Origin of the sequence: Xanthomonas euroxanthea, from assembly GCF_900476395.1 — a bacterium.
Lineage (GTDB): Bacteria > Pseudomonadota > Gammaproteobacteria > Xanthomonadales > Xanthomonadaceae > Xanthomonas > Xanthomonas euroxanthea.
This window is the reverse complement of the sequence record NZ_UIHB01000001.1, coordinates 1,139,603-1,153,429: the sequence shown is the minus strand read 5'-3', so window position 1 is coordinate 1,153,429 and position 13,827 is coordinate 1,139,603. Positions and strand designations below refer to the sequence as shown.

12 protein-coding genes and 4 tRNA genes are annotated in these 13,827 nt (G+C 62.7%); all 16 read right to left on the bottom strand.

What is annotated here, in order from left to right; translation table 11 throughout:
* Positions 1–42: 42 nt before the first annotated feature.
* Positions 43–4,194: a DNA-directed RNA polymerase subunit beta gene (gene rpoB / locus CPBF1521_RS05025; protein ID WP_104535790.1), complete on the bottom strand. Its 4,152-nt coding sequence runs from the start codon at positions 4,192–4,194 to the stop codon at positions 43–45.
* Between the two features lie 294 nt (positions 4,195–4,488).
* On the bottom strand, positions 4,489–4,854 hold the full coding sequence (gene rplL / locus CPBF1521_RS05020) for a 50S ribosomal protein L7/L12 (RefSeq protein ID WP_008574194.1): 366 nt from the start codon (positions 4,852–4,854) through the stop codon (positions 4,489–4,491).
* A gap of 54 nt (positions 4,855–4,908) precedes the next feature.
* Positions 4,909–5,442 (bottom strand): 50S ribosomal protein L10, encoded by a 534-nt coding sequence (rplJ, locus tag CPBF1521_RS05015; protein WP_104582264.1) that lies wholly within the window; start codon positions 5,440–5,442, stop codon positions 4,909–4,911.
* Positions 5,443–5,991: 549 nt separating this feature from the next.
* A complete protein-coding gene (gene rplA, locus CPBF1521_RS05010) occupies positions 5,992–6,690 on the bottom strand; it encodes a 50S ribosomal protein L1 (protein WP_115676247.1) in 699 nt (232 codons plus the stop codon).
* A gap of 3 nt (positions 6,691–6,693) precedes the next feature.
* Positions 6,694–7,122 carry a 50S ribosomal protein L11 gene (gene rplK, locus CPBF1521_RS05005; protein WP_016900682.1) on the bottom strand — a complete coding sequence of 143 codons (429 nt, stop codon included), beginning with the start codon at positions 7,120–7,122 and terminating at the stop codon, positions 6,694–6,696.
* 199 nt (positions 7,123–7,321) lie between these two features.
* Positions 7,322–7,879, bottom strand: a complete 558-nt coding sequence (nusG, locus tag CPBF1521_RS05000) for a transcription termination/antitermination protein NusG (RefSeq protein WP_016900683.1) — start codon at positions 7,877–7,879, stop codon at positions 7,322–7,324.
* A 13-nt stretch (positions 7,880–7,892) separates the two neighbouring features.
* On the bottom strand, positions 7,893–8,303 hold the full coding sequence (gene secE, locus CPBF1521_RS04995) for a preprotein translocase subunit SecE (protein WP_104560438.1): 411 nt from the start codon (positions 8,301–8,303) through the stop codon (positions 7,893–7,895).
* Between the two features lie 49 nt (positions 8,304–8,352).
* Positions 8,353–8,428 (bottom strand) — tRNA-Trp (locus tag CPBF1521_RS04990).
* Positions 8,429–8,534: 106 nt separating this feature from the next.
* Positions 8,535–9,725, bottom strand: coding sequence for an elongation factor Tu (tuf, locus tag CPBF1521_RS04985; protein WP_104582262.1), 1,191 nt, complete (start codon positions 9,723–9,725; stop codon positions 8,535–8,537).
* Between the two features lie 46 nt (positions 9,726–9,771).
* Positions 9,772–9,847: transfer RNA gene (locus CPBF1521_RS04980), tRNA-Thr, on the bottom strand.
* 33 nt (positions 9,848–9,880) lie between these two features.
* Positions 9,881–9,954: transfer RNA gene (locus CPBF1521_RS04975), tRNA-Gly, on the bottom strand.
* Positions 9,955–9,983: 29 nt separating this feature from the next.
* A tRNA-Tyr gene (locus CPBF1521_RS04970) sits at positions 9,984–10,069 on the bottom strand.
* 154 nt (positions 10,070–10,223) lie between these two features.
* Positions 10,224–11,315 (bottom strand): redox-regulated ATPase YchF, encoded by a 1,092-nt coding sequence (gene ychF, locus CPBF1521_RS04965; protein WP_104582261.1) that lies wholly within the window; start codon positions 11,313–11,315, stop codon positions 10,224–10,226.
* Positions 11,316–11,392: 77 nt separating this feature from the next.
* Positions 11,393–11,971, bottom strand: coding sequence for an aminoacyl-tRNA hydrolase (gene pth, locus CPBF1521_RS04960; protein ID WP_104582260.1), 579 nt, complete (start codon positions 11,969–11,971; stop codon positions 11,393–11,395).
* Between the two features lie 49 nt (positions 11,972–12,020).
* Complete coding sequence (locus tag CPBF1521_RS04955; protein WP_104582259.1) at positions 12,021–12,656, bottom strand: 50S ribosomal protein L25/general stress protein Ctc; 636 nt, start codon at positions 12,654–12,656, stop codon at positions 12,021–12,023.
* A 110-nt stretch (positions 12,657–12,766) separates the two neighbouring features.
* On the bottom strand, positions 12,767–13,726 hold the full coding sequence (locus CPBF1521_RS04950; protein ID WP_104582258.1) for a ribose-phosphate diphosphokinase: 960 nt from the start codon (positions 13,724–13,726) through the stop codon (positions 12,767–12,769).
* Positions 13,727–13,827: the final 101 nt, after the last annotated feature.

The window sequence follows — 13,827 nt, the reverse complement described above, 5'->3', positions numbered from 1 at the left end:
CCAGATCCCGGCACCGCGTTGCGGCACCGGGATCCGGCGCGATCACTCTTCCAGTTCCATGTTGATCGCCAGCGAGCGGATTTCCTTCACCAACACGTTGAAGGATTCCGGCATGCCCGCGACCATCTCGTGCTCACCATCGACGATGTTCTTGTACATCTGGTTGCGGCCCTGCACGTCGTCGGACTTCACCGTCAGCATTTCCTGCAGGGTGTAGGCCGCGCCGTAGGCTTCCAGCGCCCAGACTTCCATCTCACCGAAGCGCTGACCACCGAACTGCGCCTTGCCGCCCAGCGGCTGCTGGGTGACGAGCGAGTACGGACCGGTCGAGCGCGCATGCATCTTGTCGTCGACCAGGTGGTTCAACTTCAGGTAGTGCATGTAGCCGACCGTGGTCTTGCGATCGAACGCTTCGCCGGTACGACCGTCGTACAGCTGGGTCTGACCGCTCTGCGGCAGCTCGGCCAGTTCCAGCATGCGCTTGATTTCCGCTTCGCTGGCGCCGTCGAACACCGGGGTGGCCATCGGCACGCCATCGATCAGGTTCTTGCCCAGGTTGAGCAATTCCTCATCGCTGAACTGCGACAGGTCCACGCGCTGTGCATTGATCGCGCTGTCGTGGTTGTAGATGTCGTCCAGGAACTTGCGCAGCTCGCTGACCGCCGCCTGGGCTTCCAGCATGCGCTGGATCTTGCGACCCAGGCCCTTGGCGGCCCAGCCCAGATGCACTTCCAGAATCTGGCCGATGTTCATACGCGACGGCACGCCGAGCGGATTCAGCACGATGTCGACCGGCTCGCCGGTGGCCATGTACGGCATGTCCTCGACCGGCACGACATTGGAGACCACACCCTTGTTGCCGTGGCGGCCTGCCATCTTGTCGCCCGGCTGGATGCGACGCTTCACTGCCAGGAACACCTTGACCATCTTCAGCACGCCCGGTGCGAGGTCATCGCCCTGGGTGATCTTGCCGCGCTTGTCGGCAAAGCGTGCTTCAAATTCCTTCTCGTGCGCCTGGATCTGCTTCTGTGCGCGTTCGATGGCGTCGGCGGCGTCTTCGTCCTTCATGCGCAGCTGGAACCAGTCGGACTTCTTCAGCCCGTCCAGATACGCGTCGGTGACGTTGTCGCCCTTCTTCAGGTTCGGACCGCCGTTGGCAACCTTGCCCACGATCTGCGAACGCAGACGTGCGTAGATGGCCGCTTCCAGGATGCGGAACTGGTCGTCGAAGTCCTTCTTGACGCGCTTGATCTCGGACTCTTCGATCTGACGCGCACGCTTGTCCTTCTCGATGCCGTCGCGGGTGAAGACCTGCACGTCGATGACGGTGCCGTCCATGCCCGGGGGCACGCGCAGCGAGCTGTCCTTCACGTCGGACGCCTTCTCACCGAAGATCGCACGCAGCAGCTTTTCTTCCGGGGTCAGCTGGCTCTCGCCCTTCGGCGTGACCTTGCCGACCATGATGTCGCCGGCGCGCACTTCCGCACCGATGTACACCACGCCGCTCTCGTCCAGACGGTTCAGCGCCTGCTCGGACACGTTCGGGATGTCGGCGGAAATTTCCTCCGGCCCCAGCTTGGTGTCGCGTGCAACGCAGGTCAGTTCCTCGATGTGGATCGTGGTGTAACGATCCTCTTCCACCACGCGCTCGGAGAGCAGGATGGAGTCTTCGAAGTTGTAGCCGTTCCACGGCATGAACGCGATCAGCATGTTCTGGCCCAGCGCCAGTTCACCGATGTCGGTGGACGGGCCGTCGGCCAGCACGTCGCCGCGCGCGATCACATCACCCACGTTCACCAGCGGACGCTGGTTGATGCAGGTGTTCTGGTTGGAGCGGGTGTACTTGATCAGGTTGTAGATATCCACGCCGGCATCGGTGCCGCCGCCGATTTCCGCCTCGTTGACCTTGACCACGATGCGGGCCGCGTCGATCTGCTCGATCACGCCACCACGCAAGGCATTGACGGTCACGCCCGAGTCGCGCGCAACCGCACGCTCGATGCCGGTACCGACCAGCGGCTTCTGCGAACGCAGCGTCGGCACGGCCTGGCGCTGCATGTTGGCGCCCATCAGTGCGCGGTTGGCGTCGTCGTGCTCCAGGAACGGCACCAGCGCCGCGGCGACCGACACGGTCTGCATCGGCGAGACGTCCATGAAGTGCACTTCGGCCGGCGGCTTCAGCAGCGACTCGCCCTGGAACCGGCACGGCACGAACTGCTCGGTGAGCATGTTCTTGGCATCGGTCAGCGCGTTCGCCTGGGCGATCACGTACTCGTTCTCTTCGATCGCCGACAAGTATTCGACGTCGTCGGAGACCTTGCCGTCCAGCACCTTGCGGTACGGCGTCTCGAGGAAGCCGTACTGGTTAGTGCGGGCAAACACGGCCAGCGAGTTGATCAGGCCGATGTTCGGGCCTTCCGGGGTTTCGATGGTGCAGACGCGGCCGTAATGGGTCGGATGCACGTCGCGCACTTCGAAGCCGGCGCGCTCGCGGGTCAGGCCGCCCGGGCCCAGTGCGGAGACGCGACGCTTGTGCGTCACTTCCGACAGCGGGTTGTTCTGGTCCATGAACTGCGACAGCTGCGAGGAGCCGAAGAACTCTTTGATCGCCGCAGCCACCGGCTTGGCGTTGATCAGTTCCTGCGGGGTCAGACCCTCGGACTCGGCCATCGACAGGCGTTCCTTGACCGCGCGCTCGACGCGGACCAGGCCCACGCGGAACACGTTCTCGGCCATTTCGCCGACCGAACGCACGCGACGGTTGCCCAGGTGATCGATGTCATCGACCACGCCGCGACCGTTACGGATCTCGGTGAGCACCTTGATCACTTCCAGGATGTCGGAGGTATCGGTGTGTTCGGCGACCAGGCGCTTGGATTCTTCGTCGTTGCGCTCGGCAAAGTACTTCTTGTCGTACAGCACCGACTCGCCCAGCACGTCCTTGCGACCGACGCGACGGTTGAACTTCATGCGGCCGACCGTGGACAGGTCGTAACGCTCGAAGGTGAAGAACAGGTTGTGGAACAGGTTCTGAGCGGCTTCCTTGGTCGGCGGCTCGCCCGGACGCATCATGCGGTAGATCTCGACCAGCGCTTCGAGCTGGGTCTTGGTCGGATCGATGCGCAGGGTGTTGGACAGGTACGGACCGCGATCCAGATCGTTCACCCACAGGGTGCCGACCGCATCGACGCCGGCCTTGCGGAAGGCCGCCAGCTGGTCTTCGGTGATCTCGTCGTTGGCGTTGGCCAGCAGTTCGCCGGTCGAGCCATCGACCACGTCGTGCGACAGGATGCGGGTGAGCAGATAGTCGTCCGGCACGGCCAGCGCGGCAACGCCGGCGGCTTCGAGCTGCTTGACGTGACGGGCGGTGATGCGCTTGCCCGCTTCCACGATGACCTTGTCGCCATCGGCCAGGTCGAAGTTCAGCGTTTCACCACGCAGACGCTCCGGCACCAGCTCCAGCTGCACGCCTTCGTCCGGATTGATGTGGAAGGTGTTGATCTCGAAGAACTCGGCCAGCATCTCTTCGTTGCTGTAGCCGAGCGCACGCAGCAGGATCGACACCGGCAGCTTGCGGCGACGGTCGATACGGGTGAACAGCGCATCCTTCGGGTCGAACTCGAAGTCCAGCCAGGAACCGCGGTACGGAATGATGCGGGCGCTGTACAGCAGCTTGCCCGAGCTGTGGGTCTTGCCACGGTCGTGGTCGAAGAACACACCCGGCGAGCGGTGCAGCTGCGAGACGATGACGCGCTCGGTGCCGTTGACGATGAAGGTGCCGTTGTCGGTCATCAGCGGGATTTCGCCAAGATAGACCTCCTGCTCCTTCACGTACTTGATGGCCTTGGTCGACGACTCGCGGTCGTAGATCACCAGACGCACGGTCACGCGCAGCGGCGCGCCATAGCTCATGCCGCGCTGACGGCATTCACGCTCGTCAAACACCGGCTGACCCAACTTGTAGCCGACGTATTCCAGCGCGGCGTTGCCGCTGTAGCTGGAAATCGGGAACACCGACTTCAGTGCCGCGTGCAGACCGAGGTCCTTACGCTTGGTCGGCTCCACGTCTTCCTGCAGGAATTCGCGGTAGGAATCCACCTGGATCGCAAGCAGGAACGGCACTTCGAGAATCGAGCGCTGCTTGCCGAAGTCCTTGCGGATACGCTTTTTTTCGGTGAACGAATAAGACGTCATGAGTCTTCACCCTAGGCTGCGGGGGCCGCGTCGCGGCGGCCCTGAAATAACAAAATTGTCAGTTGGAAGTCGCTGGTATTGCCGGCACCAGCACGCCTTCTCCCGCTACTTCCAACTACCAACTCGGTGAAGCAGGGATTGGGGATGACGAGATTGGGGATACGCGAAGATTGCCTTCGAATCCCGAATGCCGACTCTCAAATCCCGGCCTTCCATCAACGGCCAAAGGCCGGGAGCTTTACGCTCCCAGCCTTCAGTGCATCACCATGAAACGCTGGCGATGCAAGGTACTGCTTACTTGATTTCGACAGTCGCGCCAGCTTCGGTCAGTTCCTTCTTGATCTTCTCGGCTTCGTCCTTCGAAGCGCCTTCCTTCAGCATGCCACCGGCTTCGGTCAGGTCCTTGGCTTCCTTCAGACCCAGGCCGGTCACGGCGCGGACGGCCTTGATGACGCCGACCTTGTTGGCGCCGCAGTTGGTCAGCACCACGTTGAACTCGGTCTGCTCTTCGACCACGGCGGCCGGGCCAGCTGCAGCAGCAGCGACCGGAGCGGCGGCGGAGACGCCGAACTTCTCTTCGATGGCCTTGACCAGCTCCATCACTTCCATCAGGGACTTCTCGGCGATGGCGTCGACGATCTGTTCGTTGGTAAGGGACATTGTGATTACCTTTAAATGATTTTCTGGATTGGGGTTCTAGCGAACGCTAGGACATCAAGCTTCGGCAGTCTCGGCGACCGGCGCGGCGGCTTCGTCGCCACCGCCCTGCTTGTCGCCCACGGCCTTGACGGCACGGGCAAACATGGCAGCCGGTTCGGACAGCACGCGGGCCAGCATGGCCAGGGCCTGGTCGCGGGTCGGCAGCGAAGCCAACACGTCGACGTGGCCAGCCGGGAACAGTTCCCCGCCGATGGACACGACCTTGGCCTGCAACTTGTCGTTGCCCTTGGCGAATTCCTTGATCAGGCGACCGGCAGCGCCGGGCTCCTCCATCGAAAACGCGTACAGCAAAGGACCGACCAGCTTGTCAGCGACGACAGCGAACTCGGTACCTTCAACGGCGCGCGCAGCCAGGGTGTTCTTGACAACTTTCAAGAACACACCGGTTTCGCGGGCCTGCTTGCGCATCGCGGTCATCTGGGAGACCGTGATGCCAGCGTATTCGGCGGCGATCAAGGAGTGAGCCTTGGCGGCGATGTCTGCCAGCTCGGCGACTACTTCTTGCTTCTGAGACAGATTGAGAGCCATTGCACTCCTCCGTTAAAGCCGGGATGGGTGATTGGTGATTGGTGATTCGTCGAAAGCCATGAAGCCGCTCCTGCAAATCCCCAATGCCGAATCCCTAATCCCCGCTTCAAACTACTCCGCTCGCGGCTCCTGCCGGTTGCGGTCCAGGGCAGCCTCCTTCCTGGAAGCCGGGAACATCGACCGATGTTCCTTTGGTGGCCGTTCTAGACCTGGAGTGGGCTCGATCCGGGATGTCCCAGACGCGCGTAAACCAGAAAGCTCCAGAAGGGCGACACCATCTACGCCGGCCGGCTCTTGCGAACCTGATTAAGCGATCCCGCTGCATCGACGGCGACTCCTTGCCAGTGCGAGCATCCGTGCCCGTCGTCGATCTGCGCTGACCGCGCCTGCGGTCTTTGACGGCTACCGCCGGACAAGCCGGCGATCGCCTTCAAAATGTCCGTTACCCCAAAGGAGGGAACGGACTCCCAGCACACGGTGACCCGGGCCGGAAAAACAATGCTGTACTCCATCGACGGGTCAGGCCCATGACAGGCCCGACCCCTCAACTCACTTCAGTGCAAGGCTCGACTGGTCGACCGTCACGCCAGGACCCATCGTCGAGCTGACCGACACCTTCTGCAGGTAGGTCCCCTTGGAGGTGGCCGGCTTGGCCTTGATCAGATCGACCAGCAGTGCCTGCAGGTTCGACTTCAGCGCTTCGTCATCGAAGCTGGCCTTGCCGATGGTGCAGTGGATGATGCCGGCCTTGTCGGTGCGGTAACGCACCTGACCCGACTTGGCATTCTTGACCGCTTCGCCCGGGTTGGCCGACACGGTGCCGACCTTCGGGTTCGGCATCAGGCCACGCGGGCCCAGCAGGGTGCCGAGCTTACCGACGACGCGCATCGCGTCCGGGGTCGCGATGACCACGTCGTAGCTCAGGTCGCCGGCCTGCATCTTCTCGGCCAGGTCGTCCATGCCCACCGCCTCGGCACCAGCGGCCAGGGCTTCGTCAGCCTTGGCGCCGGCCGGTGCGAACACCGCAACGCGCACGCTCTTGCCGGTACCGGCCGGCAGCACGGTCGAACCGCGCACCTGCTGGTCGGACTTCTTGGCGTCCACGCCCAGGCGCACGGCAACGTCGATCGACTCGACGAACTTGGCCTTGGCAACGGTCTTCAGGATCTTGATTGCCTCTTCGAAGGCATAGGTCTTGCCCGGAACGACAGCGGCCGCAATGGCCTTAACGCGCTTGCTCTGTGCCATGTCTTAGCCCTCCACCGTCAAACCCATGCTGCGGGCAGAACCCGCAATCGTGCGCACTGCCGCTTCCAGCTCGGCCGCCGTCAAATCGGCTTCCTTGACCTTGGCGATCTCTTCCAGCTGCTTGCGCGTCACCTTGCCCACCTTGTCGGTGTTGGGGCGCTTGGAACCGGAGGTCACGCCTGCGGCCTTCTTGAGCAGCACGCTGGCCGGGGTGCTCTTGGTGATGAAGGTGAAGGTACGGTCGGAATACGCGGTAATCACCACCGGCGTCGGCAGACCCGGCTCCAGCTTGGAGGTCGCTGCGTTGAACGCCTTGCAGAACTCCATGATGTTCAGACCGCGCTGACCCAGTGCAGGGCCGACCGGCGGCGCAGGATTGGCCTGACCGGCCTTGACCTGCAACTTGATGTAAGCAGTTATCTTCTTTGCCATTTCGATACTCTCCGGGTGCTAGCGCCTTGACTGCAGGCTCCCCATCGGACCGGGAAATCACGTGTCCCGGCTTCACGTTTCTGACCACACGCAGATGGCTGCCATGCGGCAGCCATTGATTCCCGGCGGTTCGCCAGGTGAGCGAGCCGCGCACTATAGCAGCATTCGAGGCGGGCGCCTAGACGGCGCCCAACCGACCTCAGCCCTTCTCGACCTGACCGAACTCGAGCTCGACCGGCGTGGAGCGACCGAAGATGAGCACGGCAACCCGCAACCGGCTCTTCTCGTAATTGACTTCTTCCACGACGCCGTTGAAGTCGTTGAACGGACCATCGGTGACGCGCACCATCTGACCCGGCTCGAACAGCACCTTCGGACGCGGCTTCTCGACGCCATCCTGCACACGCTGCAGGATCGCATCCGCCTCTTCGTCGCGGATCGGCAACGGACGGTCGGCGGTGCCGCCGATGAAGCCCATCACCTTGGAAGTTTCCTTCACCAGATGCCAGCTTTCATTGTCGATGCGCGGAATACCGGCTTCTTCGTGGGTCTCGATCTGCACCAGCACGTAGCCGGGGAAGAACTTGCGCTCGGACCGGCGCTTCTGGCCGGCGCGCATTTCGATGACTTCCTCGGTCGGCACCAGGACGTCGCCGAAGCGATCTTCCATTTCGGTGCGCGCGATACGGTCGCGCAGGGCCTGCGCAACGGATTTTTCGAAGCCTGAATAGGCGTGAACGACATACCAACGCTTCACTGCTTGATTCTCCTCAACGAGCCAGGAACCACTGCGTGAGCTTCTGGATGACGAAGTCGAAGCCGCCCAACAGCAAACTCAGAATGATCACAACAACAATCACGACCCAGGTCGTGCGAATGGCTTCCTGGCGCGTCGGCCAGACCACCTTGCGCAACTCGAACCTGGATTCGGACATGAATTCACGGGCTTCCCGGCCTTTGCCGGTCCCCAGAAACACAAACGCACCGGCCACCAACCCCACAATCACAGCCAGCGCGCGCAACTGCGGCGTCCAGGCTCCAAACTGCGTGGCACGCTCGGGTGCAGAAAACCAGAACCACACAAACAACCCCGCGATCACCAGGAGCGCGGAGATGACGTATTTCACGATATCGGCGCTGGCAGCAGACGCGCTTTTGGAAGGCTCGATTTTGCTATTCATCCGGCTCTAGTTACCGATCTGACCCGAATCGCTGGGCCGGAAAGAGGAGTGGCACGCCAGGAGGGACTCGAACCCCCAACCTGCGGTTTTGGAGACCGCTGCTCTGCCAATTGAGCTACTGGCGTATGTACTCGTTTACCGCAAACCCTAAGACAACGAAGGCGGACCGCGGTTTAGCCGGCCCGCCATTCGTTTGAATCCAGCCGCCGCAAGGCGACTGGACACAGGCACTTACTTGACGATCTTGGCAACCACGCCGGCGCCGACGGTACGACCGCCTTCACGGATGGCGAAGCGCAGACCTTCGTCCATCGCGACCGGGTTGATCAGGGTCACGACCATCTTCACGTTATCGCCCGGCATCACCATCTCCACGCCTTCCGGCAGCTGGCAGGCGCCAGTGATGTCGGTGGTGCGGAAGTAGAACTGCGGACGGTAGCCCTTGAAGAACGGGGTATGACGGCCACCCTCGTCCTTCGACAGCACGTAGACTTCGGCTTCGAACTCGGTGTGCGGCTTGATCGAACCCGGCTTGCACAGCACCTGGCCACGCTCAACGTCGTCACGCTTGGTGCCGCGCAGCAGCAGACCGGCATTGTCGCCCGCCTGGCCCTGGTCCAGCAGCTTGCGGAACATTTCCACGCCGGTAACGGTGGTCTTTTGGGTGTCGCGGATACCGACGATTTCGATTTCGTCGCCAACCTTGATGATGCCGCGCTCGATACGACCGGTCACCACGGTACCGCGGCCGGAGATCGAGAACACGTCTTCGACCGGCATCAGGAACGGGCGGTCGACGTCGCGGGTCGGCTCCGGAATGAACGAATCCAGCGCCTCGACCAGCTTCAGGATCGCCGGCACGCCGATGTCGCTCTGGTCACCGTCCAGCGCCAGACGCGCCGAACCGTGGATGATCGGCGTGTCATCGCCCGGGAAGTCGTACTTGCTGAGCAGCTCGCGCACTTCCATCTCGACCAGCTCGAGCAGCTCGGCGTCGTCGACCATGTCGGCCTTGTTCAGGAACACGACGATGTGCGGCACACCGACCTGACGCGAGAGCAGGATGTGCTCGCGGGTCTGCGGCATCGGGCCGTCGGCGGCCGAACACACCAGGATCGCGCCGTCCATCTGCGCCGCACCGGTGATCATGTTCTTGACGTAGTCGGCGTGGCCGGGGCAATCGACGTGCGCGTAATGACGGGTCGGGGATTCGTATTCGACGTGTGCGGTCGAAATCGTGATGCCGCGCGCCTTCTCTTCCGGCGCCGCATCGATCGCGTCATACGCCTTGAACTCGCCACCGAAACGCTCAGCACCGATCTTGGTCAGCGCGGCTGTCAACGTGGTCTTGCCATGGTCGACGTGACCGATGGTGCCGACGTTCACGTGCGGCTTGGTGCGCTCAAATTTAGCTTTTGCCATGGGTGCGTGTCTCGGTAATCGTTTGGAGTTGAAGACGATTGAGTAATGGTGCTCACGAAAGGAATCGAACCTTCGACCTCCTCCTTACCAAGGAGGTGCTCTACCGACTGAGCTACGTGAGCGAGTTTTGCATTATGCCATGCATTTGCGTTCAATGGAGCGGGAGACGGGAATCGAACCCGCACCATCAGCTTGGAAGGCTGAGGTTCTACCGTTGAACTACTCCCGCGCCGGGAACTGCATGCCACAACGTGAAACTGGTGGAGGGAGGTGGATTCGAACCACCGAAGGCGTAAGCCAGCAGATTTACAGTCTGCCCCCGTTGGCCGCTTGGGTATCCCTCCAGCTTTTACTACCGGACCGGTGCGCGATGAAGCGAATTCGGTTCGGGGTGAAGCAGCCCGTTATTTTGTTGTGGGACGCACCCGGTGTCAACAAAAATTTTGAACTCTTCGCCACTCCCGAAAGCGCGCGAAGACCAGCGCCGCGCGCACGGGATCAGACGTTGAAACGGAAGTGCAATACGTCGCCTTCCTGCACGCGATATTCCTTGCCTTCCAGGCGCAGACGCCCGGCATCGCGCGCACCGGCTTCGCCGCGGTGCTTGATGAAGTCGTCAAAGCCGATCGTCTCGGCGCGAATGAAGCCCTTCTCGAAATCGGTATGGATCACCGCCGCGGCCTGCGGCGCGGTCGAGCCAGCCTTGACCGTCCACGCGCGCACTTCCTTGACGCCGGCCGTGAAGTAGGTCTGCAGGCCGAGCAGCTTGTAGGCGGCGCGGATGACGCGATTCAGGCCCGGCTCGTCCAACCCCAGATCGGCCAGGAAGGTGTCGCGGTCCTCGTCGTCGAGCTGCGACAGCTCTTCTTCGATCGCTGCCGAGACCGGCACCACTTCCGCACCCTCGGTCAACGCATGCTTGCGCACTGCCTCCAGGTGCGGATTGTTCTCGAAGCCGTCCTCAAGCACGTTGGCGATGTACATCACCGGCTTGAGCGTCAGCAGGAACAGGTCGCGCACCAGCGCCTTTTCATCCTCGTCCAGACCGGCTGCACGCCCGGCCTTGCCATCGGCCAACGCGGCCTGCAACTTGGCCAGCACCGGCTTGCGCGCCGCTGCGTCCTTGTCGCCGCCCTTGGCGCTGCGCTCGGCACGGTTGAGTGCCTTTTCCACGCTGTCCAGGTCGGCCAGCGCCAGCTCGGTATCGATGGTTTCGATATCGGCGATCGGGTCGACCTTGTTGTTGACGTGGATGACGTCGTCGTTTTCGAAGCACCGCACCACGTGGGTGATCGCATCGACCTCGCGAATGTGCGCGAGGAACTTGTTGCCCAGCCCCTCGCCGCTTGCCGCGCCCGCCACCAGGCCGGCGATGTCGACGAACTCGACCGCGGTCGGAATCAACTTCTGCGGCTTGACGATCTCAGCCAGCTGATTGAGGCGCGGGTCCGGCACCGGCACGATGCCGACATTCGGCTCGATGGTGCAGAACGGGAAATTGGCCGCAGCGATGCCCGCCTTGGTCAGCGCATTGAACAGGGTCGACTTGCCGACGTTGGGCAGGCCGACGATGCCGCATTTGATACCCATGGGTTTTCCAGTGAATGGAGAATCGGGAATCGAGAATGGCAAGAGCAGCGCTCCTCCCATTCCCGATTCCCCATTCTCTATTTTTCCGTATGCAGGCGCTTCATCGCCTCGTTGAAATTACCTTGCATTGCCAGCGGCAGCACGTCGATGGCGGCGTCCACTGCAGTCCCGATTGCCGCGTCGTCGTCGCGCCCTGCCCGTCCCAGCACCCATGGCACTACGCGGTCCTTGTGGCCGGGATGGCCGATGCCGACCCGCAGGCGGTGGAATTTGCCGTGCCCCAGCAGGCGGATGGTATCGCGCAGGCCGTTCTGGCCACCGTGGCCGCCATCGAACTTGAGCCGTGCGACGCCTGGCGCCAGATCCAGTTCGTCATGCGCAACGAGCAACTGCTCCGGCTCGATCTTCCAGAACCGCAACGCGGCGGTGATCGATTTGCCGCTGAGATTCATGAAGGTGGCCGGCTTGAGCAGCCAGACCGGCTGGCCGGCGATCTCGACCTTGGCGGTCTCGCCGAACAACTTGGCATCCAGCCCCCAACGCGCGCCATGGCGCTGGACAAGGGCATCGACGAAACGAAACCCGGCGTTGTGCCGGGTTTGCGCGTGTTCCGGACCGGGATTCCCGAGTCCGACAATCAGGCGGAGTGCAGACATGCCAGCGACCGCGGCCGATCCCACGCAGTGCGAAGGATCGGTCAACGGCTTACTTGGTCTCGGCGCCGTCGCTGCCTTCTTCACCGGCAGCGTCTTCTTCCTCGACCCGCACGTGCTTGGCAGCAACCACCGCCACGTCGTGCTCCTTGCCCAGCTTCAGCTCCGGAATTTCCACGCCGGCCGGCAGCTTGATCTCGGACAAGTGGATCACGTTGCCCACTTCCAGGGCGCCGAGGTCGACCTCGATGAACTCCGGCAGGTCCTTCGGCAGGCAGACCACCTGGACTTCGTTGAGCTCGTGGGTGACGACCACTTCGCTGGACTTGCCGGCCGGCGAGGTTGCCTCGTTGACGAAGTGCAGCGGCACAGCGGCACTGAGCTTCTCGTTGGCGCTGACGCGCTGGAAGTCGATGTGCATGATCAGCTGCTTGAACGGATGGCGCTGCATGTCACGCAGCAGCACCTGCTGCACGTCGCCATTGAGATTCAGGTCCAGGATCGACGAGTAGAACCACTCGTTCTGCTGGGCAAGCCAGATCTGCTCGTGGTTGAGCTGGATGCTGACCGGCTCGAGTTCGCCACCGTAGACGATGGCCGGAATGACGCCAGCGTGACGCAGGCGGCGGCTCGCACCCTTCCCCTCGTCTGCGCGGCGCTCGACCTTGATTTCGTGAGTCTTTGCCATGTTGTTTCACTACCTAGATTGGAATACCGCCTCGCGGCGATGAAGCGTCTCACCCGCGACCAGGAGAGACGTGGTACCGGCACCCGCACACTGCGGGCACCGAATGGGGTTCAGTCGACGTAGAGCGAACTCACCGATTCGCCGAAGGCGATGCGGCGAATGGTCTCGGCCAGCAGTTCGGCCACGCTCAGCTGACGAATCTTGGCGCAGGTGCGCGCAGCTTCGGTCAGCGGAATCGTGTCGGTGACCACCAGCTCGTCGAGCTGCGAATTGTTGATGTTGTCCACCGCCGGGCCGGACAGCACCGGGTGGGTGATGTAGGCCACGACCTTGAGCGCGCCGCGCTGCTTCAGCGCTGCGGCGGCTGCGCACAGGGTACCGGCGGTATCGACCAGGTCGTCGACCAGCACGCAGGTCTTGCCCTGCACGTCGCCGATGATGTTCATCACCGTGGCCACATTGGCGCGCGGACGACGCTTGTCGATGATGGCCAGATCCGCATCGTCCAGGCGCTTGGCGACGGCGCGCGCGCGCACCACGCCACCCACGTCCGGCGACACCACTATCAGGTTGTCGGTGCCATAGGCGCGCCAGATGTCGGCCAGCAGCAGCGGCGAGGCGTAGACGTTGTCCACCGGCACGTCGAAGAAGCCCTGGATCTGGTCGGCGTGCAGATCGACCGTCAGCACGCGGTCGGCCTCCATCGCGCAGATCATCTTGGCGGCAACCTTGGCGGTGATCGGCACGCGCGAGGAACGCATGCGGCGGTCCTGACGCGAGTAGCCGAAGTACGGGATGACCGCAGTCACCGAGGCGGCGCTGGCGCGCTTGAGCGCGTCGATCAGCACCAGCAGCTCCATCAGGTTTTCCGCACTCGGCGCGCAGGTCGGCTGGATCACGAACACTTCCTGCCGGCGCACGCTCTCTTCGATTTCGACCTGCACCTCGCCATCGGAAAAGCGCGTGACCAGCGCCTTGCCCATGCGAACGCCGAGCTCCTTGCAGATGCTCAGGGCAAGCGGCTTGTTGGCATTGCCGGAGAACACCAGCAGATTACGTTGGTCTTGCATGAGGTCTCTCGGGCGGCGGCGAAGAGCGTGCGGGCGATGGTTGAGCTGGACAAACCGACCAAATGCCGGGCTTTCCTTGAATCCCCGCACATGGAGGTGCG

Excerpts from the sequence above, each read along its gene's own strand:
- rpoB (WP_104535790.1), bottom strand. The coding sequence starts at position 4,194 with ATGACGTCTTATTCGTTCACCGAAAAAAAGCGTATCCGCAAGGACTTC.
- rplL (WP_008574194.1), bottom strand. The coding sequence starts at position 4,854 with ATGTCCCTTACCAACGAACAGATCGTCGACGCCATCGCCGAGAAGTCC.
- rplJ (WP_104582264.1), bottom strand. The coding sequence starts at position 5,442 with ATGGCTCTCAATCTGTCTCAGAAGCAAGAAGTAGTCGCCGAGCTGGCA.
- rplA (WP_115676247.1), bottom strand. The coding sequence starts at position 6,690 with ATGGCACAGAGCAAGCGCGTTAAGGCCATTGCGGCCGCTGTCGTTCCG.
- rplK (WP_016900682.1), bottom strand. The coding sequence starts at position 7,122 with ATGGCAAAGAAGATAACTGCTTACATCAAGTTGCAGGTCAAGGCCGGT.
- secE (WP_104560438.1), bottom strand. The coding sequence starts at position 8,303 with ATGAATAGCAAAATCGAGCCTTCCAAAAGCGCGTCTGCTGCCAGCGCC.
- tuf (WP_104582262.1), bottom strand. The coding sequence starts at position 9,725 with ATGGCAAAAGCTAAATTTGAGCGCACCAAGCCGCACGTGAACGTCGGC.
- ychF (WP_104582261.1), bottom strand. The coding sequence starts at position 11,315 with ATGGGTATCAAATGCGGCATCGTCGGCCTGCCCAACGTCGGCAAGTCG.
- pth (WP_104582260.1), bottom strand. The coding sequence starts at position 11,971 with ATGTCTGCACTCCGCCTGATTGTCGGACTCGGGAATCCCGGTCCGGAA.
- CPBF1521_RS04955 (WP_104582259.1), bottom strand. The coding sequence starts at position 12,656 with ATGGCAAAGACTCACGAAATCAAGGTCGAGCGCCGCGCAGACGAGGGG.
- CPBF1521_RS04950 (WP_104582258.1), bottom strand. The coding sequence starts at position 13,726 with ATGCAAGACCAACGTAATCTGCTGGTGTTCTCCGGCAATGCCAACAAG.